The organism is Rhodoblastus sp., assembly GCF_019449565.1.
Taxonomy (GTDB): domain Bacteria; phylum Pseudomonadota; class Alphaproteobacteria; order Rhizobiales; family Beijerinckiaceae; genus Rhodoblastus.
The window spans coordinates 1-21,913 of sequence record NZ_JAGRPM010000009.1 but is presented as its reverse complement, the minus strand read 5'-3'; the positions used below and the strand labels follow the sequence as shown (position 1 = coordinate 21,913).

Here is a 21,913-nt window from a genome sequence, read left to right as displayed (position 1 = left end):
TTTGCGTTAGTCGCCGCAGCGTTCGAGCCAAACATCCGCGAGGCCTCGCCTCTCGCATTGGCCCGCGAGGTAATTCTTGATGCGCCTCACTCGGTCTGCGTTTTCTGGCGTTCCTGGGGCGACTTTTGGCGTGTTGTTCGTCGCGAGCAGCGAAAGGTATTGATCGTCATCGAGTGCTTCGAGGGGCTTTCCGAACCATTTCCACGAGGCGGCGTCGAAACCATTGACGTCGATGAATGCAGCGAGCTGCGCGTTTTTCGAAGTCAGCGGGTCAACCGCGAAATGAGCGATCAAGCTTTGCTTGATTTTTGCGAATCCCGGCTCGAATTTTTCAAAATAAAGCTTCTTGACGATGGATTGGGTGACGGTCGTCGTCGTAAGGGGAGCGCTCCAATCAACGCCATCGTGCTTCCAAAAATTGGGGTCTTGAACCTTGATCAGCTTTTCGAGGCGTTCGGCGGTAAGGGCTGTTGGCGACTTTTCGCCATTATGCGTAGCGGCCTCATATTTAGCGAAAAGTTCGTGCGTAACAGACCGCGCGGCGACCACCGCACGAGCCTCATAGCCGACAAAAATGATGAAGCCGGCAAGCGCCAACGATTTAAAAGCCGATGATTTATTCATGTATTAAGACCATCGATTTAGTATGAATATAAAATATGTGACCCTCAATTCTGGCGGCAGTTTGGCTTAAGGTTGGCGTTAATTCGGCCGCGCCGACAGCGCTGTTCCCTTAACGCCGAACAAGCCGATCCACCAAACCTCGAGGCGATCCGCAAATTGCGTGCGGCCATTGGCGCTCTCAACAAGGAGGGCCGCGAGCGCCTGCACGCCCTCCGCGCGGGTTGGCGCGCATTTCCGCGATTCGGCGTTACCCTGGCCGAGCGCGGCGTGTCGCAACTGGTGTCGGTGGAGTTGGAGCAGGCGGAACGCCTGCTGGAGGCGAGCTAATTGCGCCAACAAACTGACGCCTAAACGCACCTGATCTTCTCACAGGTTAAGCATCTGATTTCACGACTTTTAATTGCCTGGGCAGAATTCTTGAATTCTGCCCAGCGTTGGCCCATTCAAATCTGATTGACTAGGAAACTTTATGCAGATAGTTTCCTAGTCAATTTGATGACGCCGTCGTGGACCACATGCCGCCTGAAGTTTCCAAATTGACCGCGCACCTTGGATACTGGCTCCGCCACGTTTCCAATCACGTGTCGCAAGCCTTTGCCCGCAAGCTCGCGGCCAAGGATGTCACCGTCGCCGAATGGGCGCTTATGCGCGTGCTTCATGGCCGGGAGCCGACATCGCCCAGCCAGTTAGCTGACGACATGGGCATGACGCGAGGAGCGATCACCAAGCTGGCTGACCGGCTTTTCGCCAAGAGGCTGATTGACCGAGAGGCCAGCCCTGATGACGGGCGTTCACATACCCTTCGTCTGACCGCACAGGGCGCAGATTTAGTGCCTGAACTGGCGGCGCTCGCTGATGAGAACGATGCCGAGTGCTTTGCCCACCTGTCCGACAAAGACCGCCGCGCCATGCTGCGCATTCTGATGGAGACAGTCGCCCGGCTGGGCCTCACCGCCATACCGATTGATTGACAAGTCCCACAATCAGAAGGAGCCCATCATGAACGACCACCTTACCAAGATTGCCCAAACGTGCCTCGACGGGGCAGAGAACAACACCATGACCTTTCCCGATATTGTCGGGACGCTGATGCAGGCAGGCTTTGAAAGCTATGTGATTGATTACCGCCGCTCGATGGCAACCTATTTCATGCCAGACGGCGACAGCGTTGTGCTGCCGACACAGCACGGCAATAGCCCAATCGCAGCGACGCTCGACACCAGCGCCGTTCGATCCGCCATTAAGGAGGCGCAGCAGCTTGCCCCCGGCTACACCTACGCGGGTTTTTGCGGGAAAGTCATGGCGGCTGGATGTGCGGGTTACATCGTCTCGTTCACTGGGCGGCGCGCTGTCTACTTCGGTCGCGACGCGGAAATTCACGTCGAACGCTTTCCGCAATAGATGCCGCCACGCGCCCATGGGGCTTTATGCTGCGGAATGCAAATGATGGCTGAATATGTTGGCTTCCTGCTGCGGAACCTCCCTGCCCTGCTCTTCGTCGTTGCGCTAGGAGTTGCGGCGGCGAGTCGTGGTCACGGGTCTACGGCCGAGCGGTTCCTTTCGTGGATTCTGCTCCTTCCCACTGGCGTCACCGGTCTGTGGGCGGGGATTGCTCACGTCTTCTTTCCGGCGACGGCTGCCGCCCATATCGGTTGGGAAGTGAGTCCGTTCCAGTTCGAGGTCGGCATGGCCGATTTGGCTATAGGCATAACCGCCTGCATAGCTTTCTGGTGTGATCTGAATTTCAAGGCAGCCGCCGTCATTACCGCTTCGGTTTTCCTCTTGGGCGACGCCATCGGACATATCAGGCAAATGTTGCTCGTGGGTAACTTCGCGCCGGGCAATGCGGGCTTGCCATTCTAATTGGACATCATCTGCCCTCTGCTCGCCATCACACTTTTGATGACTGCAAAGCGGTCATCCAGCATGTTGCATAATTCTTGATTCGTGCTCTGCGTGATGGCGGCTATGGGCTCGCGACGAGACAGTTTGTCGATCAGATCAGAATGGTCTGCGATGAGCCGCTTCGATCTTCCGTCCCCTAAACCTCGCCCAAGCGCGATTCGATTCGCCGGTCCGGGACCAGCCACATCGCCGCGACGCCGACATAGACCAGACAGCCGATCCAGGGGCTGAGACAGGTTCCGACCATGCCGGCGAGATAGGCGACAATCGAAATCTTGCCCTTGAAATCCTTGCCGATGGCGCGACGCAGCAGGGTCTCGCCCTCATGGGCGCGCAGCAGCACGACGACCAGGATGTAATAAGCGAAAGCCGCGCCGAGCAACACCAGGCCATAGAGCGCGACCGGATCGCGCGCGAAATGGCTTTCGCTGGCCCAGGCGGTGACGAAGGGCAGCAGGGACAGCCAGAACAACAGGTGGATATTGGCCCAGAGCACCGCCCCATTCACCTTCTCGACGACGGCGAACAGGTGATGATGGTTGTTCCAATAGATCGCGACATAGATGAAGCTCAGGACATAGGCCAGAAAGACGGGCCAAAGCGGCAGAAGCGCCGGAAAATCCTCGCCATGCGGGGCCTTCAGCTCCAGCACCATGATGGTCACGATAATGGCGAGCACGCCATCGGAAAAAGCCTTCAGCCGCTCGCTCGTCACGCCCATCCTCCGTCCTGCTTCGGCGACAGGCTAAACCATCCTGTCGCGGGAAAAAACCCGCGACCTCCGGCCCTGCGCCGCCCCGCCGTCTGCGACCTTAGGAGAGACCCGGATAAAATCACATTTTCCCATTTAATTTCAATGTGTTATTTGTGTCATAGAAAAGCCGCGCTTATCTTGACAGGGCGAGGTCCCGTCAATATGGTGCGCCCGGTTCAAGAAGGGCGGGATGTTTCGCATCCCACGAGTCCGATTCCTCATCGGTTCTCGTCCGGACGACCTCCTGCAAGTTGCGGCGGCTGCGATGAGTTCAGCGGCGCCTGCCCCGATCCCGCGCCGAGGCGCCATGAGCTAGGGGGCGATTGATGCAGGACGGACCGGACGACGCCGAAGAACTGAAGGCGCGTCTCGCCAAATTGCGAGGCGACCTGCAGGCGCAACGCGATACCGGCAAGGAGGCCGATCGCAAGGCGGAAGCGGATTTGACCGACAAGGGCCTTGGGCAGGCGATGAGTCTCGGCTTTCGCGTGCTGTCGGAATTTGTTGCGGCCATCGTGGTCGGCGCCCTCATCGGGTGGCAGCTCGACGAATGGCTCGGCACGAGCCCGTTCCTGCTGATCCTGTTGTTGGGATTGGGCGTGGCGGCGGGCTTCTGGACCATCTATCGCCTCGCGGTGCTGCCGTCGGGGCGAGGCGGCTCGAAAGAGCCCTGAATTGTAATGAGCGGGATCTCCCGCATAACCTTGTGAGCGGGACCTCCCGCATAAAGTGAAGGGCAGAACATGTCGGAAGCTGGTCCCGCGATTGATCCGATCCACCAATTCCACATCAACGTCATCGCGCCCCTGAGCATTGGCGGCGTCGACGCCTCCTTCACCAACGCCTCGCTCTTCATGGTGATCATCCTCGCGGTGATCGCCTTCATCATGTTGCTGGGCACCTCGGGCGAGCACATCGTCCCCAACCGCCTCCAGACGCTGGCCGAAATGTCCTATGAATTCGTGGCGAGCACGGTGCGGCAGACCGCCGGCGAAGCGGGCATGAAATTCTTCCCCTTCGTCTTCTCCGTCTTCATGTTCGTGTTCTTCTCGAACCTGATCGGCCTCGTGCCCTACACCTTCACGGTCACCAGCCAGATCATCGTCACTTTCGCCTTCGCCGCCTTCATCATTCTGCTGGTGCTGGCCTATGGCTTCTACAAGAACGGCGCGCATTTCCTGCGCCTGTTTGTTCCGTCGGGCGTTTCGCCGATCCTGCTGCCCTTCATCGTCCTGATCGAGATCATCTCCTTCGCCTCGCGGCCGATCTCACTCTCCGTTCGTCTCTTCGCCAACATGCTCGCGGGCCACATCACCCTGAAAGTGTTCGGCGGTTTCGTGACCCTGCTGCTCGGCGCCGGCGTTTACGCACTTCTCGCGCCGCTGCCGCTGATCGGCATTGTTCTTCTGACCGCGTTCGAACTGCTGGTCGCTTTCCTTCAGGCGTATGTCTTCGCCATCCTCACTTGCGTCTATCTCAATGACGCAATTCACCCGGGCCACTGATAATCCAACCCAACAACAAATAGTCGCCCTTCAAAATCGAATGGAGTTTCAAGATGGATCCTGTTGCAGCTAAATACGTCGGCGCCGGTCTCGCCGCTATCGGCATGGGCGCCGCCGCCATCGGCGTGGGCACGATTTTCGGCAACTTCCTGTCCGGCGCGCTGCGCAATCCGTCCGCGGCCGATGGCCAGTTCGGCCGCGCGTTCATCGGCGCCGCCCTCGCCGAAGGTCTCGGCATTTTCGCCTTCCTCGTGGCGATCATCCTGCTCTTCGTGAAGTTATTTAAGTCGCGCGCCGGCGGTTTTGCGCCGGCGCGCGTTTCGTCCCGCAAATTTAGGATCGACCCATGGCTCACGACGTTGAAGGGCACAAGGCCGGAACCGAGGTTCCTGGCGGCCCCGCTCACGAAGGCGGCGTTTTCCCGCCCTTCGACCCGAATAATTTCGCGGCGGAGCTCATCTGGCTGACGATCACTTTCGGCGCGATCTACCTGCTGATGTCGAGGATCGCGCTGCCGCGCGTCGCCAAGATCATCGCGACCCGCAAGGACAAGATCGACTCCGACCTCGCCGCCGCCGCCAAGGCGCAGGATGACGCGGCCGCCGCCGCCGCCGCGCATGAAAAGACGCTGGAAGCGGCCAAGACTAAAGCCCAGGCTTTGGGTCAGGCCGCCCATGCGGAAGTCAAGGCTCAGGCCGACGCCCGCCGCGCCACCCTCGAAGGCGAGCTTAACGCCAAGCTCGCCGCCGCCGAGGCCCAGATCGCCACGACCAAGACCGCCGCCATGGGCAATGTCGATTCCATCGCCAATGAGACCGCTCAGGCCATCCTGCAACATATCACCGGCAAGCCGGCCGACGTCTCTGCCGTCGCCGCCGCGATCGCCGCGCTCAAGAGCTGAAGGAGCGAAACATGGACGCTGAATTTTTCGTCGCCCTCGGCTTCGTTCTCTTCGTGATGCTGCTTGGCTATCTGGGCGTGCACAGCAAGCTCGGCGCCGCGCTTGACGGCCGCATCGACAAGATCAAGAGCGAACTGGCCGAAGCCGCCCGCCTGCGCGCCGAAGCCCAGGCCCTGATGCAGAGCTTCGCCGCCAAGACCGCCGAAGCGGAAGCCCAGGCCGCCAGCATTGTCGCCCAGGCCAAGGCCGAAGCGGAAGCCATGTCCAAGGAAGCCCAGGCGCGCATCGAGGAATATGTCGCCCGCCGAACCAAGCAGGCGCAGGACAAGATCGCCCAGGCCGAAGCCCAGGCCACCGCCGACGTGCGCTCCGCCGCCGCCGACGCCGCCGTCAAGGCCGCCGAGACCGTGCTGAAGTCCAGCGCCGGCGGTCCGGACGGCTCCATCTTCGTCGATCAGGGCATCGCCAGCGTCAAGGCGCTGGTCAACTGACGCGACGAGCGATGGGACGAAATGATCAGGCCGGGGCTCACGCTCCGGCTTTTTTCTTGCCCGCGCCATGCAAGAGAAAATAGAGCCCATTTTTGCGCCGGGACAGCACATGAAATTTCAGTTAGGCGCGCCGCCACGCTCTGGCCTTCCCAATAAAATCGTGCTTCTGTGCGACCGCGGCGGAAGCAGGCGCCCTGTCTATTTGATCGGCGGCGACCGCCCCGACCGCGAGCAAAAATGATGGCCGGATGGGGTTTTCCATTCGCGATCAATTTTTTGCCTGCTCGTTCGCTTCTTGCGACGCAGGCGACTTAAGGGGTGAAACATGAAAAAAACAGCGATTTGCCTGGCTCTCGGAATGGCTTTGGCGCCGACCGCCGGTTCCGCCCAGATCATGATTGATACGACCAAGATCACCTGCGGCGAATTCGCCGCGATGGGACCCGCCGACGCCGACATGGTCGCGTCCTGGTTCAGCGGCTGGTTTAACCAGAAGCTCGGCTATACCCAGGTCGATCTCGAGGCTTTTCACCGCAACACCGCCAATGTCGCTAAATTCTGCGCGGCCCATCCGAACGATCAGCTGTTCGGCGTGATCCAGGCGTCCGTGAATCAGATGATGAAGAAGTAATCCGCATCAAGCCATCCGGAGAAAAACTATGAAGACCAAGCTGATTCTCGCGGCGGCGATGCTCGCCTTGACCGTTCCCGCCAAAGCCCAGGTCGTGCTCGACTTGTCGCTCATCACCTGCAGCCAGTTCGCCGGTCTGCCTGAGGCTGACAAGCTGCTGATCTCGTCCTGGATGGGCGGCTATTACAGCGCCACCAAGAACCTGACCACCATCGATTCGCGCTATGTGAAGCGCAACCACGAGGTGATCGGCAAATATTGCGCGGAGCACAAGTCCGACAAGCTGCTGGACGTGGTCATGAAGGAAGCCCACTAACCACGACCCCGGCGCCTCGGGCGCTGATCTGCCCCTTAAGCCTCCTTGGCCATCGCCAAGGAGGCTTTTTCTTGGGTATTTGATGCCGCCCCTTAGCCCGTATTGCGCAGTCCCGCTGCGATGCCATTGATGGCGATGAGGATGCCGACCCGCGCCTTGTGATCGATCAAGCCCGCACGCCAGCGCCGCAGCAATTCCGCCTGCAAATAATTGAGCGGCGCAATATAGGCGAAGCGATGCGCGATCGAGCGCGAAAGCGCCGGATTGTCGGCCAGCCGTTCCGTCTGGCCGGTTGCGATTTCGAGCGCCGCGATCGTGCGCGCCCATTCCGTCTCGATCGCCGAGGAAATCGCGTCCGCCGCAGCCCGGTCGGGAGCTAGATCGGCATAGCGCCGCGCGATTTCGAGATCGGCCTTGGCCAGCACCATGTCCATATTGGACAACAGGGCGCGAAAGAAAGGCCATTCCTCGGACATGCGCCGCAACAGCGCCTTCCGCGCATCGCGATCCTCGCGCAGAAACGCCTCGACCGCCGCGCCGAAGCCGAACCAGCCCGGCAGGGCGACGCGGCTCTGGCCCCATGAAAAACCCCAGGGAATGGCGCGCAAATCCTCGATCCGCCGCGTCGCCTTGCGGGAAGCGGGGCGCGAGCCGATGTTCAGCTCGGCGATTTCCGCAATCGGCGTGGCCGCGTAGAAATAATCGACAAAACCCGGCGTCTCATAGACGAGGCCCCGATAGGCGCGGATCGACAGGCGCGATAATTCCTCCGCCGCGACGAGAAATTCTTCGGGCGGCTTCTGCCCGTCCACCAGAAGACTGGCTTCGAGATTGGCCGCCATCAAGGTCTCGAGATTGCGCCGTCCGATGTCCGGATTGGCATATTTGGCATTGATCACCTCGCCCTGCTCGGTCAGGCGGATCTGGCCGCGCACCGTGCCAGGCGGCTGGGCGAGAATGGCCTGATAGGACGGGCCGCCGCCGCGCCCGACCGCGCCGCCGCGCCCATGGAACAGGCGCAGACGCAGCCCCGACAGCGAATCGAACAGAGCCGCCAGAGCCGTCGAGGCGCGGTAAAGCTCCCAGTTGGAGGTCAGATAGCCGCCGTCCTTATTGGAATCGGAATAGCCGAGCATCACATCCTGCACGCCGCTGGAGCGCCGGATCAGATCGGCGATTCCCGGCAGAGCGTAAAAGGCGCGCATGATCGGCTCGGCGGCGCGCAAATCCTCGATGGTCTCGAACAAAGGCGTGACGATCAGCTCAAGTTCCGCAGAATCGCGCTCCGACTCATGCAGCGTCCCGTGCAGAAGGCCGCATTCCTTTTGCAGCACCATGACTTCGAGCAGATCGCTGACGCTTTCGGTATGGCTGATGATGTAATGGCGAATGACGCCGGCGCCGAAATTCTCGCGCGCGATTCGCGCCGTTTCGAATACGGCCAGTTCGCTGCGCAGGCTATCGGAATAAGCCAGATTCGGGGCGCGCAGCGGACGCGGGTCCGCCAGCAGCCGGAGCAGCAAGGCGACACGCTCGTCTTCGCCAAGCGCCGAATAATCCGGCGCGATCCGCACCACCGCCAGCAGCTCCTTGAGCACCGCTTCGTGCTGGTCCGAACTTTGGCGAAGGTCGGTCGTCGCCATGTGGAAGCCGAACACATCGATGGCGCGGATCAGCCGCGCCAGCCGGCCGCGCGCCATAGCCGCGCCGTGATGGGCGTTCAGCGATTCGCGCACAATGACTAGATCGGCGCGCAATTCCTCCGGCCGCACATAGGGCGCGGCGGGGGCGACGGCGTGGCGCATCGCCTCGCCGCCAGTCAGGGCGGTCAGCGTGCCGGCGAGGCGGGCGTAAACGCCGATCAAAGCGCAACGATAGGATTCGTCGGCGCGATGCGGATTGTGATCGCCGGACGCCTTGGCCAACGCATCCAGTTCCGCCGAGCAATCGACCAGCGTCCGCGACATCGACAATTCGGCGCCGAGCAGATGAACCTCGACGAGGTAATGCCGCAGGATCGTCTCGGCATGCGCCTTGACCGTGGCGTCCAAAGTCTGCGCGTCGACATTGGGATTTCCGTCGCGGTCGCCTCCGATCCAGTTGCCCATGCGGAAGAACGGCGCCACTGGACGCCCCAGCCTTTGCTCCAGATCGGCGTAAAGCTTAGGAATCTCGCGGATGAAGGTCGAGCGGTAATAGAGGAGCGCATTGTCGATTTCGTCGCGCACGGTCAAGCTCGCCGTGCGCAGGATGCGCGTCTGCCAGAGCTGCACCACGCGGGCGTGCAATTGCGCCTCGTTCTCGCGCCGGTCGGCCTCGGTCCGGCACGTCTCGCGCGCAGCGAGCAGATCGGCGATCCCGCGCTCGGCGTCGAGCGTGCTGCGGCGCTGCACCTCGGTCGGATGGGCGGTCAGCACCGGCGAGACATAGGAATGGCGCAGCATGTCCTCGATCTTCTCCGGCGCGACGCCCGCCGCCGAAAGCCGCTCGAAGCAATGGGCGAGGCCGCCGGGCTGCGTCTGCGGCTCGTGAGCGGCGCGGCGGCGCAGGAAGTGGCGGTCCTCGGCGATATTGGCGAGATGGGAAAAATAGGCGAAAGCGCGGATGACGGAGACGGTCTCCGCCGGCGTCAGGGACTGCAGCAAGGCGTCGAGTTCGCGCCCGGCCTCCGGATCGGCCTTGCGCTGGCCCGCGACCGAGAGCCGCCGGATCTTCTCGATCTGTCCGAATACCGCCTCGCCCTCCTGCTCGCGCACCGCATCGCCGAGAATCTGCCCAAGCAGGCGAATATCTTCAAAAAGCGGCCGCTGCTTGTCCGTCTCGTCCTCCGTCGCAGTTGCATCCGTCATCATGCTCTCCGCTGTTCAGCCGGCGCTTCACCAGATCGGCGAGGGCGCGGCCTGCTGCAAATATTCGGCGATGCGCGCCCGTGTCGAAGCGGTCGCTTCGGCGGGGAGCGCATCGAGGGGAAAAAAGCCGCTTTCGGCGATTTCCCAATCGGGCGCGCGGGGCTTGACCTGGCGCGCGCCGCAAACAAGATAAAGCGCGACATGATCGCGCCGCGAATGACGAGGATTGTGATAGAACCCGATCAGGCGGGGCGTTTCCTCCGAGACCAGGCCGCCCTCCTCCTCCATCTCCCGACGCAGCGAAGCCACCGCCGTCTCGCCGCGCTCGACGCCGCCGCCGGGCAGATGAAATCCCGGGATATAAGTGTGACGCACGAGGAAAACCCGCCCCGTCTCATCGAGCGCGATCACGCGCACGCCGAGCGTCATGGGCCGCAGCGCCAGGCCGACAATGCGCTGCCCCTGCCGGATGAATTTTTGCCATAACGCCATTTCGGACATGAAAGCTCCGCGACTGGATTCAGTCTTGAAATCAAATTATAGCTTTGATGCGCTTGCGAAATCGAAAACGCGCGGCGAGGCAAAAGCCTCTCGCGCAAAAACCCTGACGCCGCCGCTCACTCGGAGAAGATCATGAGTTTGAAGAGCTTTTCCGAATTGACCCAACGCGAAATCCTCGCCATCGCGATTGCTTCCGAAGAAGAAGACAATCGAATTTATGCCACTTTCGCAGAAGAGCTGGCGGATCGCTATCCCGCAACCGCGAAAGTGTTTCATGAAATGGCGGCGGAGGAAGACGGCCATCGCCGCCAGCTGCTGGAGATCTATCAGGCCCGTTTCGGCTCCAACCTGCCCGCCATTCGCCGCGAGGACGTCAAGGGCTTCTACAGCCGCCGCCCGACCTGGTTCGTCAAGAACCTGCCGCTGGAGACGATCCGCCACCAGGCCGAGGCGATGGAGGTCGATTCGCAGCGTTTTTACGTCCAGGCCGCCGCCGCCTCGCAGGATGTCGGCGTGCGCAAATTGCTCGGCGATCTCGCGGTGGTCGAGAAGAGCCACGGCGAGAAGGCCAACGCCCTTTCAGAAGCGATCCTGACCGAAAGCGCCCGCGCGGAGGAAGGCCGGACCGCGCATAAATTCTTCGTGCTGCAATATGTCCAGCCCGGCCTCGCCGGCCTGATGGACGGCTCGGTCTCGACGCTCGCGCCGCTGTTCGCCGCCGCCTTCGCCACGCAAAATAATTGGAGCACCTTCCTCGTCGGGCTCGCCGCTTCGCTCGGCGCCGGCATCAGCATGGCCATAGCCGAGGCTTTGTCGGACGACGGTTCGATCACCGGGCGCGGCGCGCCCTTCATTCGCGGCGCTGTCTGCGGCCTCATGACGACTGCCGGCGGCCTCGGCCACAGTCTGCCGTTTTTGGTGCCGGATTCCTGGCCCCACGCCTTCTGGACCGCGACGACCATCGCCGGGATCGTGGTCTTTATCGAACTGTGGGCCATCGCCTATATCAGGGCGCGCTATATGGACACGCCTTTCCTCAAGGCCGTGGCCCAGATCGTCGTCGGCGGCGCGGTCGTGCTCGCCGTCGGCATTCTCATCGGCGGCGCCTGAGGGCTCGGCAAATGTTCCGTCTCGCCCATCTCTCCGACGCCCATATCGGCCCGCTGCCCAATCCACGATGGCGCGACCTGCTGGGAAAACGCGCTACCGGCTATATCAACTGGCGGCGCGGCCGTTATCGCGCCCATGACATGGAGGCGCTGGGCGCGCTGGTCGCCGATCTGCGCGCGCATCGTCCCGACCATGTCGCGATCACCGGCGACGTCTGCAATATCGGCCTGCCCGCGGAATACCAGCTCGCCGCGCAATGGCTGCACACGATCGGCGCTCCGGCCGACGTCAGCCTCGCCCCTGGCAATCACGACGCCTATCTGCGATCCAGCCTCGCCTATATGGCGCGCGACCTCAGTCCGTGGATGCGCGGAGACGACGGCGCGAACGGCTTTCCCTTCCTGCGACGGCGCGATGGAATGGCGATCATCGGCCTGTGCAGCGGCGTCCCGACGCTGCCCTTTGTCGCCTCGGGCAAGCTCGGGCGCGGGCAATTGGCGCGGTTCGCCGAAATCCTGCGCGAGACGCGCGATGAGGTCCGCGTCGTGCTGCTGCATCACCCGCCGGTCGACGGCGGAGGCCGCATGCGCAATCTCGCCGACCATCGCGCCCTGGCCGAGACGCTCGCGCGCGAGGGCGCGGATCTGGTGCTGCACGGGCACAGCCATGTGATTTCACGAAAAAGCCTGCCCGGGCCAGATGGGCCGATCCCGGTGCTCGGCATTTGCTCGGCGTCTTCGATCGGCCGCAATCCGCGCCGGCGCTCCGCCTATTTTCTAATCGATTTCGATCTGGAACAGCGACGCATTGCGGTCACCACACGGCAACTCGACGCCGCTGGACAATTCCATAGCATCCCGGCCTGAAGACGGGGCGGAGCTACCACAAGACCTTGGGCAGACGGCGCTTCCAGCGCTCGCCGCGCGGCAGGCCGCTCGCGGCTTCCACACGATGGGACTGGGCGACCCGAGCCGCCGGCGCGGGCGCCAAAGCCGGCGTAGAAACAGGCGCGGGCGGCGCGGCGATTGGCAAGGCAATTTCGATTTGGGGACCGCTTTCGGTCGCGCGGGATTTCTTGTTCTGCGCCGGGGCGCGGGATTTCTTGTTCGGCGCAGGAGCGCTGGGTTTCTTGCTCGGCGCTGGGGCGCTACGTTTCTTGCGCGGCGCCGGGGCGGCGCGGACCTTCCGCGCGACAGCGGTCTCCGCGCCATCCGCGATCGGCGCGGCTTTTGGCGGGCGGCCGCGACGGCGTGGCTTGGCCTCGATCTGGCCCACAGGCTCCAGAGACGTTTCAGAGGCCTCGGCCGCCTTGTCGTCCGGGACAGATCCCGACAATGGCTCGATGGCTTCGAGAATTCGGCGTGGCGGCGGCGCGGGTTCGGCGCGGGGCGGAGTTGCCCGCGAGGGCGCCGGCTGTTCTTTAGGGGCCTCTTCCGCCAGATCGGATTCGTTCCATTGCGGTCCGGAGCCCAAAAATCTGGCGAAGCCGCCTTTGCGAACTTTTTTGACTTCGACAGTAAAAGGCTTCTGCGGACGGCGCACCCGTCTATCTCCATGCACAGGAATATACGAATCAAATGAGTTCAATGACTTTAAAGCAAATTATTTCTGTTGGATAGCAGCGTTGCTCGACCAAAATCTTTCCTGTCCAAAAAAATCCAAAAAAAGAACCTTTGCCAACGCGCGGGCGTCGCATTGCGGCCTTCATGGCGCCGTGGACTTAACAGCTTACGACTTGCCTAGCTTTCTTCCGACCGCAAGGGATAGCGCCATGAAAAAGGTAGTTTTTTACCAAAAGTCTGGTTCTAAAAAGGATCGCGAGCATAAAGACTTGCTTGCCGCAGCCGGGTATGAAGTCGAAACGCGTGACTTAACTGCGGAAAACTGGACTTCCGCAGGACTTCGCGCATTTTTTGCGGAAAGGCCGGTGCCCGAATGGTTCGACCCTGCGGCGCCGCAAGTGCTCTCGGGCGAGATCGACCCATCGCGCGCCAATCCCCAGCAGGCCCTGGTGATGCTCTCGGTCAATCCGAGCCTCATCAATGGCCCTCTCATCAAATTCAATGGGCGCTGCGCCTCCGGCCTTGACGCAAAGGAACTGCGCCATTTCCTCGAAGCTCGTGCCTCCGGCGGCAAGCCGGCCAGCGTCAAGCACCTGCCCTCGACCTGGAGCCAGACGATGAGCGCCTGAAGACAAGGCCAGGCCAGGGCGAACCCATCTCGTCGGGTCTCAGGACTCGACGAAGGCCTTTTCGATGACATAGGAGGCCGGATCGCCGCCCGAGCCCTCGCGGAAGCCGCGCTCTTCGAGCATGCGCACCAAATCGCGCAGCAGGCCGGGGCTGCCGCAGATCATGACGCGGTCTTCAGCCGGATCGAGCGGCGGCTGGCCGATATCGGCGAACAGCTTGCCATTTTCGATCAGATCGGTGGCGCGGCCCTGATATTGATAGGGCTCGCGGGTCACGGTCGGATAGTGAATGAGCTTTTCGCGCACGATATCGCCGAAGAACTCGTTCTCGCGGGCCGCCTCGACGATGTCGAGGCCATATTTCAGCTCGGCGACCTCGCGGCAGCCGTGGATCAGAATCAGATGGTCATAGAGGTCATAGACCTCCGGGTCCTTGATGATGCTGGAGAAGGGCGCGATGCCGGTGCCGGTCGAGAACATGTAGAGGCGCTTGCCCGGCAGCAGGCTCGGCTGAACCAGCGTGCCGGTCGGCTTGCGGCCGACCAGAACCGAATCGCCGACTTTGAGATGCTGGAGGCGCGAGGTCAGCGGGCCGTCCGGCACCTTGATCGAGAAGAACTCGAGATCGTCTTCGTAATTGGCGCTGGCCATGGAATAGGCGCGCAGCAGCGGCTTGCCTTCGACTTCAAGGCCGATCATGGCGAACTGGCCATTGACGAAGCGGAAATGCGGATCGCGCGTCGTGCGGAAGCGGAACAGGCGGTCCGTAAAATGCTGCACTTCAAGTACGGTTTCGCGGTTGAAGGCGCCGCCCTTTTTCTTGGCCGGGGCTTCCGCGGGCGGAGCCGTCACGGTGTCGTTTTCGGCGGCATTGCTCATCTTGACCAATCTCCGTGCAAGTCCAGCGCCGGCCCCATGGGGCGGTGAAACGCCTTTGGGGCATGACAGAGGCGCTGGCCCTCGATTTCAATCCGATCCGCGAGAGCGATCGCGCTCTGCCGGGATCCATTCGCGCCGGGGCTCAAATCGCGAGGCGAAACCGCCATCAAGCCGAGCGTCGACGCGCGTCTGGCCCGGCAAGAAAGGCGCCAAGCCAGCCTGTAAGGCCCGTTTCCTATAACGACCCGGCCGGAATGGCAATGTCGATTCTCGACCCCTTGTCAAATAAGGCAAATTCGCCCCGGCGAAAGTCCCGCGCGGCAAAACCATTTCCTTTTGACGAAATTCCCACGCCGCTCAGCTGCGCAAGCCAGGCGTGCGCAGGCCAGGCGCCGCTTAACTGCGCAGGCCGGGCGCCTCCTGGCCCGTGCGCGCCACATATTCCGTGTAGCCGCCGCCATATTGATGAATGCCCTCGTCGGTCAGCTCCAGCACGCGGTTGGACAAGGCCGCGAGGAAATGCCGGTCATGCGAGACGAACAGCATGGCGCCCTCATATTGCGATAGCGCCGCGATGAGCATTTCCTTTGTCAGCAGATCCAAATGATTGGTCGGCTCGTCGAGCACAAGGAAATTCGGCGGATCATAGAGCATTTTCGCCATCACCAGACGCGCCTTCTCGCCGCCCGACAGCACCCGGCATCTCTTTTCCACATCGTCGCCGGAAAAACCGAAACAGCCGGCCAGTGAGCGCAAAGACCCCTGCCCCGCCTGCGGGAAGGAATTCTCCAGCGACTCGAACACGGTCTCCTCGCCATCCAGCAGGTCCATCGCATGCTGCGCGAAATAGGCCATCTTGACCGTGCCGCCGACCGTGACCGATCCGCCATCGGGTTTCGCAGCGCCCGCCACCAGCTTGAGCAAAGTCGATTTCCCGGCGCCGTTAACGCCCATGACGCACCAGCGCTCCTTGCGGCGCACCTGGAAATCCAGCCCCGCATAAATGCTGCGGGCGCCATAGGACTTGTCCACCTTTTTCAGGCTGACGACATCCTCGCCGGAGCGCGGCGCCGGCGGGAACTCGAACAGGATTGTCTGGCGGCGGCGCGGCGGCTCCACCTTGTCGATTTTCTCCAGCTTTTTCACCCGGCTCTGCACCTGCGAGGCGTGCGAGGCGCGGGCCTTGAAGCGTTCAATGAACTTGATTTCCTTGGCGAGCATGGCCTGCTGGCGCTCGAACTGGGCCTGCTGCTGTTTCTCATTGAGCGCGCGCTGCTGCTCGTAAAATTCGTAATCGCCGGAAAAACTCGCCAGTCCGCCGCCATCGATCTCGACGATTTTTTTCACGATGCGGTTCATGAACTCGCGGTCATGCGAGGTCATCAGCACGGCGCCGTCGTAATTCTTCAGAAATTCCTCCAGCCAGATCAGGCTTTCGAGGTCCAGATGGTTGCTCGGTTCGTCGAGCAGCATGGCGTCGGGACGCATGAGGAGGATTCGCGCCAGAGCCACGCGCATTTTCCAGCCGCCCGACAGCTTGCCGACGTCGCCATCCATCATTTCCTGCGAAAAGCTCAGACCGGCCAGAATTTCGCGCGCGCGCCCCTCCAGAGCATAGCCGTCCAGCTCCTCGAAGCGCCCCTGGACCTCGCCATAGCGTTCGATGATCTCATCCATGTCGTCGGCGCGGTCGGGATCGGCCATGGCGGTTTCGAGCGCGGCCAATTCTGCGGCGACCTCGCTCACGGGGCCGGCGCCGTCCATCACCTCGGCGACCGCGCTGCGGCCGGCCATTTCGCCGACATCCTGGTTGAAATAGCCGATCGTCACGCCACGATCGACATTGACCTGCCCCTCGTCAGGATCTTCCTGACCCGTGATCAGCCGGAACAGCGTCGTCTTGCCGGCGCCATTGGGGCCGACGAGCCCGACTTTCTCGCCTTTCAGGAGCGCCGCCGAGGCCTCGATGAAGATGAGATGGTTGCCATTCTGCTTGCTAATGTTCTCGAGACGAATCATGCCGGGACGCCTGTAAAAGTTTCGGCGTCCTTAGGCCATGTCGCCTGCTGGCGGAAGCAAATTTCGAATCGCGGGCGCGCGTCGGCGGGATGGCCAAAGGGACGCAGGCGCGGATTGGAACTGACTCCACCTTCCGGAAGTTGTGTCCATAAGGGCGAATCCGGCTCGAACGACAGGGACAACATGCCGCGCAATGACATCGCCCTTATCGTCGGCCTCATCGTCGCCTTCTGGTATGTCTTTGCGGGCCCTGGCCGGGCGGAGGGCATGCCCCGCAGTCCTCGCGCGATCGGAAGGGCGTTGGGCGCCTTCCTGGTAGGGTTCCTGCTGACATGGATCGTGCTGCGCCTGCTCGATTATTGAGGCGGGGCGCATGGCGATTCTGACCGTCAAACATATCACGACCTATTCCTACTCCGCGCCGGTGCGGCTTGGAGAACATCGGATGATGCTCCGCCCACGCGACAGCAACGACCAGCGGCTCCTCGCCGCCACGCTCGAAATCGAACCGCGCCCACATGAGTTGCGCTGGATTCATGACGTTTTCGACAATTGCGTGGCGATCGCCAATTTCGCCGGGGCGACGCGAAGCCTGCGGGTGGAGAACAATCTCACGCTCGAACACACCTATCTAGAGGAGCCGGATTTCCAGTTGGAGGATCGGGCGCGCTTCTATCCTTTTCCCTATGACGCCGATGAGATACCGGATCTCGCCCGCCTCATCGAGCGGCACTATCCCGACCCCGCCCGCGAACTCGATCACTGGGTCCGGCGCTTCCTCCACCAAGGTCGTCCGACCGAGACGGGCGCGCTGCTGATGACCTTGACCTATGCGATCAAGGAGGGATTGTCCTATGAACGCCGCACCGCGAAGGGCACGCGCAGCCCGTTGCAGACGCTCTCCTCCGGACGCGGCACCTGCCGCGATTTCGCGATCTTGATGATTGAGGCCGCGCGCGTCCTCGGCTTCGCCGCCCGTTTCGTCTCGGGCTATATCTATGTTCCCGACCGGGACATCGGCGTAAGCCATCTCGGCGGCGGCTCGACCCATGCGTGGTGCCAGATCTATCTGCCCGGCGCCGGCTGGGTCGAATTCGATCCGACCAATGGCATTGTCGGCAGCCGCGATCTCATTCGCATCGCCGTGGCCCGGGAGGCGCATCAGGCCATTCCGCTGCATGGGTCCTATTACGGCGAAGCGTCGGACGACCAGGGCATGGAAGTCTCCGTCCTGGTCCGCCAACTGCCCGACGCGGCGCCTTTCTCCATTCCGCATCAAAACGCGACGCTATGACCAGGGCGTTTGATGCGACAGCCGTCGCTCATGCGGCGCGATTTGTCCCGACCAGGCGCCCCATCGGCGCGAACACAAGGATTGCGCCATGCTTATCCAGGCAGGCTTTGACATCGCCTTTGAATGTCCGGCGCAGACGCCGATGCTGCTTCAACTTAACATCCATCCGTCGCGCGACGCGGATCTGCTTTCGGCTGACACCATCACGTCAAATCCAGACCTGCCGATGCGGTCCTATCTCGATCTGTTCGGCAATCGCGTCACGCGAGTGGAAGTCCCGCCGGGCCTCGTCACCTTCCACAATCGCTTCGTGATCCATGATTCCGGCGAACCGGATGAAACGCCGCCCGACACCGATTTCACGCCGATCGCCCGTCTCCCCGACGAAGTCCTGCTCTATCTCGCGCCGAGCCGCTATTGCGACAGCGACAAGCTCGCGGATTTCGCCTGGACGACATTTGGGAAGATCTCGGGCGGCTACATGCGGGTGAAGGCGGTTTGCGATTTCGTCCATTCGAAAATCCGCTTCAGCTATCCCGACGCCCGCCCGACGCGCTGCGCCAGCGATTCGATGCAGGAGGGAATCGGCGTGTGCCGCGATTTCGCCCATCTCGCCATCGCCCTGAGCCGCTGCCTGAACGTCCCCGCGCGCTATTGCACCGGCTATCTCGGCGACATTGGCGTGCCGGTCGACGTCAATCCGATGGATTTCAGCGGCTGGTTCGAGGTCTATCTCGGCGGCCGCTGGTACACGATGGACGCGCGCCACAACCACCCGCGCATCGGCCACATCGTCATGGGGCGCGGCCGTGACGCCGCTGACGTGCCGATCTCGACGGCTTTTGGCGTCGCCAAGCTCGTGCGCTTCGAAGTGGTGACCGACGAACTGCCGCAACCTCGCACATCCTGACCGCCATCGACGCCGGACGAGGCCGAACCGGTCTTGCCCGCCGCGTGGATCAGGCCCAGCTCAGAACAAAGGCGCCAGCGGCAAGCCCGATGATCAAGGCCGCAATGACCCAGTGCCGGGCGGTCCAGTTGTGCATGATCATCGACATTCCTTCCCGCTGAAATCACGGCGCAAACAAGTTTTCGCTGACGCCGGGAGTCTTTTTCATAGCCTCGAAACGCAAGCTTGGCGAGGACTCCCGGCAGAGTTGGCCAGATCCTCCGGCCGCAGCCTGTTTTGAGCTGTGGAACCGGGCGCTTGACAATGGCAAAAATATGTTCTCTATTTGTTCTTATCGGTTTAGGCCGTTGAATACGGGAGAGAGCATCATGTCGCTTGCGTTTGGCGTCGGGACTGGATCCGATCTGATTGGCGCACTGTCGGTACCGCAGAGCTTTATGCCCAAAAAGCGCCATGGCGCCGCGGCGGCGTTTTTGGCCCGCCCCCTGTCCTTGTCGCGCGATTTCCTGGAGCGGGCGACAGCGTCGCGCAGCAACCGCAATTCCGCCTTCGCCGGTGGCGCTTCCCGGCGCATGGCCATGCGCCACGAGGAGAGCGTGATCCGCAATGAATTCTCCCGCATCGCGGACCTCGCTCGCCTGTCCGACGAGGAACGCGCCCTGCTGGTCGGCGACTCCTGCGAATTGTCCCACGTCATTCTGGCGCTCGAAACAATCGGCGCCGCGCTCGACCTTTTCCGCGAGCCGATGGCGGCCGTCGCCTGGCTGCGCGAGGACAATTTCGCCGAACCCTTTAATGGCCGCTCGCCGCTGCGCTTGATGGCGGCTGACGGGCTCCTCGGCGTCGAGATCACGCTTCTCTATTTGAAGGCGCGGCGACGCGCCGCGCAGGCGTAACGCTCCAGCCAGTAGAAGCGCTCTGCCGGTAATCTCGTCTGAAGCGATTCCCGCACGTGCCGCGCCAGATTGCGCGAATAAGCGCGCCAACTGGCCGCGAGAATTTATATTTTTCAACCAATTAGATGGTGCTGCGAGAGAGGATTGAACTCTCGACCTCTCCCTTACCAAGGGAGTGCTTAATGCCTGAAGCCGGTTACGACTTTTTGCATAACGCCTACACTTTGCTGATAAATAAGGTATTTTCATTGCCTCAGTTTGAAGTAGGTTGCCTTGATTTGTAAACGCGCGGTAGCTATCTGGTAGCTAGGCCCATTTAGCAACCAAAGGCCAGCGCCAAGTTATGCTAACGTTGAAGCAAATCTCAACCATTCCGGCGAATTCCGTCCGCTGGGACGAGGGAAAAGGGGCGGTCGCCGGCTTTGGCGCGCGGCGTCAGAAAAGCGAGGGCCTGGCCTACGTCCTTAAGTACCGGACAAGCGATGGTCGCCAGCGCTGGCACACTATCGGGCGTCATGGCGCGCCCTGGACGCCCGAAATGGCGCGCGCGGAGGCGCGCCGGATTCTCGGCGAAGTGGCGAAGGGCAGCGATCCCGCGGCCCAAAAGCAGGAGTACAGAAAGGCCGCGACTGTGGCGGAGCTTTGCGACCGATATCTTGAAGACGCGAAGGCCGGCCGCCTTTTCACGCGGCGCGGCGCGGCCAAAAAGCCCAGTACCCTAGCGGGCGATGTGGGCCGAATAGAAAGACATATCAAGCCCCTTATCGGCAAGCGCAAAGCGTCCGCTGTGACGCGCATGGATATTGAGATTTTTCGCGACTGCGTGGCCGAGGGCGTGACGGCGGCCCGGATCAAGACCGGCAAGCACGGACTCGCCCGCGTAACCGGCGGCCGGGGGACGGCGACGCGGGTAATGGGATTGTTGGGCGCAATTTTCGCCTTTGCGGTCAAGCATGGCCTGCGCGCCGACAATCCTGTTCATGGCGTCGAGCGCCATGCTTACGCTCAGCGCGAGCGGCGCTTTTCAGATGCCGAATATAGAGCCCTTGGCGCAGCCCTGGAGGCCATGCCGGCGACGACCTGGCCTATCGCGCTTGCCGGGATGCGTTTCCTGGCCCTAACCGGCTGGCGGCGCGGCGAAATGCTCGATTTGCGCTGGCGGGACATCGACCTTGCCAACCGGACAGTGACGCTTCTGGATACCAAAACGGGCCGATCTATTCGGCCGCTCTCACATGCCGCCTGCTCCGTCATAAAAGACCTTCCGCGCCTCGGCTCGCTCGTGTTTCCTGCCTCGTCAGGCGACGACAAACGCATGGCGGGATTCCATAAAATTTGGCTTCGCGTCGCGGCGAAATCCAAGCTTCCCAGTGACCTGACGCCCCATGCCTTACGCCATTCCTTCGCCAGCGTCGCCGCCGACGTAGGCTATTCGGAACTGACGATAGCGGCGCTGATCGGCCATAAAAAAGGGAGCGTCACGTCGCGTTATGCGCACCACGCGGACGCCATTCTGCTTGTCGCCGCCGATAAAGTCGCGCAGCGCATTGTCGCGCTGCTGGACGGAGTTTGAAATGTCGGCTACGGACGATTTGAAGGCTCTTTTAGTTAGCAATGGCTTCCGCGAAGGTGACGTTCCTGAACTGATTGCGGCGGTGGAGGGCGCGTTTGATCGCACGATAAAAGAACGCCCTTCGCGGTCAGCGTTGCGAATGAAAGCTGTTGAATTGGAAAAGGCGTCACGTCAATTCGTGAAGGCGTCGCGCGAAGTTGTGAAGGCGCTCAAATCCGCGAACGACCTTCATTTTTTCCTTCGGATGGCCGACACTTTGTCGAAAAGCGGATTGGACTTGGATGATGGGGCAAACCTCGGCCTCCAAGAGGCGAGAAAGTTTGACGATAAAATCAAAATCAAAATCATAATCAAACTCATTCTTTCAAATCTGAGAAACGTTCAACCTGGCCTTTTGGCGATTGCTGAAGCGTGCAGAACATTGACTGTTGATTGCCACTGAGAACTGACCCGCTTTGGGCGGGCATTTCCACTGAGATTTGACCCATGTTTGAACTTCTCCCGGCTGGCGTCAGCGGGGGTCTTTGGAGTGATAGACATGGCGTTATTGAGCGTTATCCGGCG

General features: G+C 61.7%; 27 protein-coding genes and 1 pseudogene. 20 read left to right on the top strand and 8 right to left on the bottom strand.

The genetic code is table 11. The features are described from left to right. Window positions 1-6: 6 nt before the first annotated feature. Window positions 7-624, bottom strand: a complete 618-nt coding sequence (locus QZ409_RS01785; RefSeq protein WP_296706442.1) for a transglycosylase domain-containing protein — start codon at window positions 622-624, stop codon at window positions 7-9. Window positions 625-780: 156 nt separating this feature from the next. Here QZ409_RS01785 and QZ409_RS01780 point away from each other — a divergent pair, with 156 nt between their 5' ends. The 4 genes from QZ409_RS01780 to QZ409_RS01765 all read left to right on the top strand — a co-directional run bounded on the left by QZ409_RS01780 (window position 781) and on the right by QZ409_RS01765 (window position 2,487). After that, window positions 781-951 carry a hypothetical protein gene (locus QZ409_RS01780; protein WP_296706440.1) on the top strand — a complete coding sequence of 57 codons (171 nt, stop codon included), beginning with the start codon at window positions 781-783 and terminating at the stop codon, window positions 949-951. Between the two features lie 188 nt (window positions 952-1,139). After that, a complete protein-coding gene (locus QZ409_RS01775; protein ID WP_296706456.1) occupies window positions 1,140-1,595 on the top strand; it encodes a MarR family transcriptional regulator in 456 nt (151 codons plus the stop codon). Window positions 1,596-1,623: 28 nt separating this feature from the next. Then, the gene (locus QZ409_RS01770) at window positions 1,624-2,025 is read left to right on the top strand and encodes a DUF1398 family protein (protein ID WP_296706438.1); all 402 of its coding nucleotides are present in this window, start codon (window positions 1,624-1,626) and stop codon (window positions 2,023-2,025) included. 45 nt (window positions 2,026-2,070) lie between these two features. Then, window positions 2,071-2,487, top strand: a complete 417-nt coding sequence (locus tag QZ409_RS01765; RefSeq protein WP_296706436.1) for a DUF6790 family protein — start codon at window positions 2,071-2,073, stop codon at window positions 2,485-2,487. A gap of 178 nt (window positions 2,488-2,665) precedes the next feature. Here QZ409_RS01765 and QZ409_RS01760 read toward each other — a convergent pair whose 3' ends face one another. Next, window positions 2,666-3,250 carry a TMEM175 family protein gene (locus tag QZ409_RS01760; protein ID WP_296706434.1) on the bottom strand — a complete coding sequence of 195 codons (585 nt, stop codon included), beginning with the start codon at window positions 3,248-3,250 and terminating at the stop codon, window positions 2,666-2,668. A gap of 359 nt (window positions 3,251-3,609) precedes the next feature. Between QZ409_RS01760 and QZ409_RS01755 the strand changes: the two genes are divergently transcribed. The 7 genes and pseudogenes from QZ409_RS01755 (at window position 3,610) to QZ409_RS01725 (ending at window position 7,127) form a co-directional block, all read left to right on the top strand. Next, window positions 3,610-3,957: an AtpZ/AtpI family protein gene (locus QZ409_RS01755; RefSeq protein WP_296706432.1), complete on the top strand. Its 348-nt coding sequence runs from the start codon at window positions 3,610-3,612 to the stop codon at window positions 3,955-3,957. 69 nt (window positions 3,958-4,026) lie between these two features. Then, window positions 4,027-4,788, top strand: coding sequence for a F0F1 ATP synthase subunit A (locus QZ409_RS01750; protein WP_296706430.1), 762 nt, complete (start codon window positions 4,027-4,029; stop codon window positions 4,786-4,788). A gap of 53 nt (window positions 4,789-4,841) precedes the next feature. Beyond that, window positions 4,842-5,063 (top strand): annotated as a pseudogene (locus QZ409_RS01745) (F0F1 ATP synthase subunit C); the annotation flags it as partial. 71 nt (window positions 5,064-5,134) lie between these two features. Further along, the gene (locus QZ409_RS01740) at window positions 5,135-5,689 is read left to right on the top strand and encodes a F0F1 ATP synthase subunit B' (protein ID WP_296706428.1); all 555 of its coding nucleotides are present in this window, start codon (window positions 5,135-5,137) and stop codon (window positions 5,687-5,689) included. 11 nt (window positions 5,690-5,700) lie between these two features. Next, on the top strand, window positions 5,701-6,180 hold the full coding sequence (locus QZ409_RS01735; protein ID WP_296706426.1) for an ATP F0F1 synthase subunit B: 480 nt from the start codon (window positions 5,701-5,703) through the stop codon (window positions 6,178-6,180). Window positions 6,181-6,505: 325 nt separating this feature from the next. Next, window positions 6,506-6,811, top strand: a complete 306-nt coding sequence (locus tag QZ409_RS01730; RefSeq protein ID WP_296706423.1) for an HdeA/HdeB family chaperone — start codon at window positions 6,506-6,508, stop codon at window positions 6,809-6,811. 28 nt (window positions 6,812-6,839) lie between these two features. Further along, window positions 6,840-7,127, top strand: coding sequence for an HdeA/HdeB family chaperone (locus tag QZ409_RS01725; protein WP_296706421.1), 288 nt, complete (start codon window positions 6,840-6,842; stop codon window positions 7,125-7,127). Between the two features lie 92 nt (window positions 7,128-7,219). On the opposite strand, the gene ppc is transcribed toward QZ409_RS01725, so the two are convergent. Next, on the bottom strand, window positions 7,220-9,976 hold the full coding sequence (gene ppc, locus QZ409_RS01720; RefSeq protein WP_296706419.1) for a phosphoenolpyruvate carboxylase: 2,757 nt from the start codon (window positions 9,974-9,976) through the stop codon (window positions 7,220-7,222). A gap of 27 nt (window positions 9,977-10,003) precedes the next feature. After that, entirely contained in the window at window positions 10,004-10,477 is a 474-nt protein-coding gene (locus QZ409_RS01715; protein WP_296706417.1) for an NUDIX domain-containing protein, read from the bottom strand. 138 nt (window positions 10,478-10,615) lie between these two features. Between QZ409_RS01715 and mbfA the strand changes: the two genes are divergently transcribed. Beyond that, window positions 10,616-11,587: an iron exporter MbfA gene (gene mbfA, locus QZ409_RS01710; protein ID WP_296706452.1), complete on the top strand. Its 972-nt coding sequence runs from the start codon at window positions 10,616-10,618 to the stop codon at window positions 11,585-11,587. Window positions 11,588-11,598: 11 nt separating this feature from the next. After that, window positions 11,599-12,453 carry a metallophosphoesterase gene (locus tag QZ409_RS01705; protein WP_296706415.1) on the top strand — a complete coding sequence of 285 codons (855 nt, stop codon included), beginning with the start codon at window positions 11,599-11,601 and terminating at the stop codon, window positions 12,451-12,453. A 13-nt stretch (window positions 12,454-12,466) separates the two neighbouring features. Here the strand turns inward: QZ409_RS01705 and QZ409_RS01700 are convergent, their stop codons facing one another. Beyond that, window positions 12,467-13,129, bottom strand: coding sequence for a hypothetical protein (locus QZ409_RS01700; protein WP_296706413.1), 663 nt, complete (start codon window positions 13,127-13,129; stop codon window positions 12,467-12,469). A gap of 82 nt (window positions 13,130-13,211) precedes the next feature. Here QZ409_RS01700 and QZ409_RS01695 point away from each other — a divergent pair, with 82 nt between their 5' ends. Then, window positions 13,212-13,778: a hypothetical protein gene (locus tag QZ409_RS01695; RefSeq protein ID WP_296706411.1), complete on the top strand. Its 567-nt coding sequence runs from the start codon at window positions 13,212-13,214 to the stop codon at window positions 13,776-13,778. Between the two features lie 39 nt (window positions 13,779-13,817). Here QZ409_RS01695 and QZ409_RS01690 read toward each other — a convergent pair whose 3' ends face one another. Then, window positions 13,818-14,657: a ferredoxin--NADP reductase gene (locus tag QZ409_RS01690; protein ID WP_296706409.1), complete on the bottom strand. Its 840-nt coding sequence runs from the start codon at window positions 14,655-14,657 to the stop codon at window positions 13,818-13,820. Between the two features lie 396 nt (window positions 14,658-15,053). Further along, a complete protein-coding gene (abc-f, locus tag QZ409_RS01685; RefSeq protein WP_296706407.1) occupies window positions 15,054-16,676 on the bottom strand; it encodes an ABC-F type ribosomal protection protein in 1,623 nt (540 codons plus the stop codon). A 183-nt stretch (window positions 16,677-16,859) separates the two neighbouring features. Between abc-f and QZ409_RS01680 the strand changes: the two genes are divergently transcribed. The 4 genes from QZ409_RS01680 (at window position 16,860) to QZ409_RS01665 (ending at window position 19,776) form a co-directional block, all read left to right on the top strand. Next, window positions 16,860-17,039: a hypothetical protein gene (locus QZ409_RS01680; protein ID WP_296706405.1), complete on the top strand. Its 180-nt coding sequence runs from the start codon at window positions 16,860-16,862 to the stop codon at window positions 17,037-17,039. Window positions 17,040-17,049: 10 nt separating this feature from the next. Then, on the top strand, window positions 17,050-17,970 hold the full coding sequence (locus QZ409_RS01675; protein ID WP_296706403.1) for a transglutaminase family protein: 921 nt from the start codon (window positions 17,050-17,052) through the stop codon (window positions 17,968-17,970). 88 nt (window positions 17,971-18,058) lie between these two features. After that, entirely contained in the window at window positions 18,059-18,880 is an 822-nt protein-coding gene (locus tag QZ409_RS01670) for a transglutaminase family protein (protein ID WP_296706402.1), read from the top strand. Window positions 18,881-19,248: 368 nt separating this feature from the next. Continuing rightward, window positions 19,249-19,776 (top strand): antitoxin Xre/MbcA/ParS toxin-binding domain-containing protein, encoded by a 528-nt coding sequence (locus QZ409_RS01665; protein WP_296706399.1) that lies wholly within the window; start codon window positions 19,249-19,251, stop codon window positions 19,774-19,776. 718 nt (window positions 19,777-20,494) lie between these two features. Here QZ409_RS01665 and QZ409_RS01660 read toward each other — a convergent pair. Next, window positions 20,495-20,773: a hypothetical protein gene (locus QZ409_RS01660; RefSeq protein WP_296706458.1), complete on the bottom strand. Its 279-nt coding sequence runs from the start codon at window positions 20,771-20,773 to the stop codon at window positions 20,495-20,497. Here QZ409_RS01660 and QZ409_RS01655 point away from each other — a divergent pair. Both QZ409_RS01655 and QZ409_RS01650 read left to right on the top strand, forming a co-directional pair. After that, a complete protein-coding gene (locus tag QZ409_RS01655; RefSeq protein ID WP_296706451.1) occupies window positions 20,690-21,349 on the top strand; it encodes a site-specific integrase in 660 nt (219 codons plus the stop codon). The genes QZ409_RS01660 and QZ409_RS01655 overlap by 84 nt on opposite strands. A 1-nt stretch (window position 21,350) precedes the next feature. Continuing rightward, window positions 21,351-21,791, top strand: coding sequence for a hypothetical protein (locus QZ409_RS01650; protein WP_296706397.1), 441 nt, complete (start codon window positions 21,351-21,353; stop codon window positions 21,789-21,791). The last annotated feature ends 122 nt before the right edge of the window (window positions 21,792-21,913 follow it).

Bases quoted from the DNA above. Each gene is read 5' to 3' on its own strand.
- QZ409_RS01785 (WP_296706442.1), bottom strand. From the start codon at position 624: ATGAATAAATCATCGGCTTTTAAATCGTTGGCGCTTGCCGGCTTCATC.
- QZ409_RS01775 (WP_296706456.1), top strand. From the start codon at position 1,140: ATGCCGCCTGAAGTTTCCAAATTGACCGCGCACCTTGGATACTGGCTC.
- QZ409_RS01770 (WP_296706438.1), top strand. From the start codon at position 1,624: ATGAACGACCACCTTACCAAGATTGCCCAAACGTGCCTCGACGGGGCA.
- QZ409_RS01765 (WP_296706436.1), top strand. From the start codon at position 2,071: ATGGCTGAATATGTTGGCTTCCTGCTGCGGAACCTCCCTGCCCTGCTC.
- QZ409_RS01760 (WP_296706434.1), bottom strand. From the start codon at position 3,250: ATGGGCGTGACGAGCGAGCGGCTGAAGGCTTTTTCCGATGGCGTGCTC.
- QZ409_RS01755 (WP_296706432.1), top strand. From the start codon at position 3,610: ATGCAGGACGGACCGGACGACGCCGAAGAACTGAAGGCGCGTCTCGCC.
- QZ409_RS01750 (WP_296706430.1), top strand. From the start codon at position 4,027: ATGTCGGAAGCTGGTCCCGCGATTGATCCGATCCACCAATTCCACATC.
- QZ409_RS01740 (WP_296706428.1), top strand. From the start codon at position 5,135: ATGGCTCACGACGTTGAAGGGCACAAGGCCGGAACCGAGGTTCCTGGC.
- QZ409_RS01735 (WP_296706426.1), top strand. From the start codon at position 5,701: ATGGACGCTGAATTTTTCGTCGCCCTCGGCTTCGTTCTCTTCGTGATG.
- QZ409_RS01730 (WP_296706423.1), top strand. From the start codon at position 6,506: ATGAAAAAAACAGCGATTTGCCTGGCTCTCGGAATGGCTTTGGCGCCG.
- QZ409_RS01725 (WP_296706421.1), top strand. From the start codon at position 6,840: ATGAAGACCAAGCTGATTCTCGCGGCGGCGATGCTCGCCTTGACCGTT.
- ppc (WP_296706419.1), bottom strand. From the start codon at position 9,976: ATGACGGATGCAACTGCGACGGAGGACGAGACGGACAAGCAGCGGCCG.
- QZ409_RS01715 (WP_296706417.1), bottom strand. From the start codon at position 10,477: ATGTCCGAAATGGCGTTATGGCAAAAATTCATCCGGCAGGGGCAGCGC.
- QZ409_RS01705 (WP_296706415.1), top strand. From the start codon at position 11,599: ATGTTCCGTCTCGCCCATCTCTCCGACGCCCATATCGGCCCGCTGCCC.
- QZ409_RS01690 (WP_296706409.1), bottom strand. From the start codon at position 14,657: ATGAGCAATGCCGCCGAAAACGACACCGTGACGGCTCCGCCCGCGGAA.
- abc-f (WP_296706407.1), bottom strand. From the start codon at position 16,676: ATGATTCGTCTCGAGAACATTAGCAAGCAGAATGGCAACCATCTCATC.
- QZ409_RS01680 (WP_296706405.1), top strand. From the start codon at position 16,860: ATGCCGCGCAATGACATCGCCCTTATCGTCGGCCTCATCGTCGCCTTC.
- QZ409_RS01675 (WP_296706403.1), top strand. From the start codon at position 17,050: ATGGCGATTCTGACCGTCAAACATATCACGACCTATTCCTACTCCGCG.
- QZ409_RS01670 (WP_296706402.1), top strand. From the start codon at position 18,059: ATGCTTATCCAGGCAGGCTTTGACATCGCCTTTGAATGTCCGGCGCAG.
- QZ409_RS01665 (WP_296706399.1), top strand. From the start codon at position 19,249: ATGTCGCTTGCGTTTGGCGTCGGGACTGGATCCGATCTGATTGGCGCA.
- QZ409_RS01655 (WP_296706451.1), top strand. From the start codon at position 20,690: ATGGGATTGTTGGGCGCAATTTTCGCCTTTGCGGTCAAGCATGGCCTG.
- QZ409_RS01660 (WP_296706458.1), bottom strand. From the start codon at position 20,773: ATGGCGCTCGACGCCATGAACAGGATTGTCGGCGCGCAGGCCATGCTT.
- QZ409_RS01650 (WP_296706397.1), top strand. From the start codon at position 21,351: ATGTCGGCTACGGACGATTTGAAGGCTCTTTTAGTTAGCAATGGCTTC.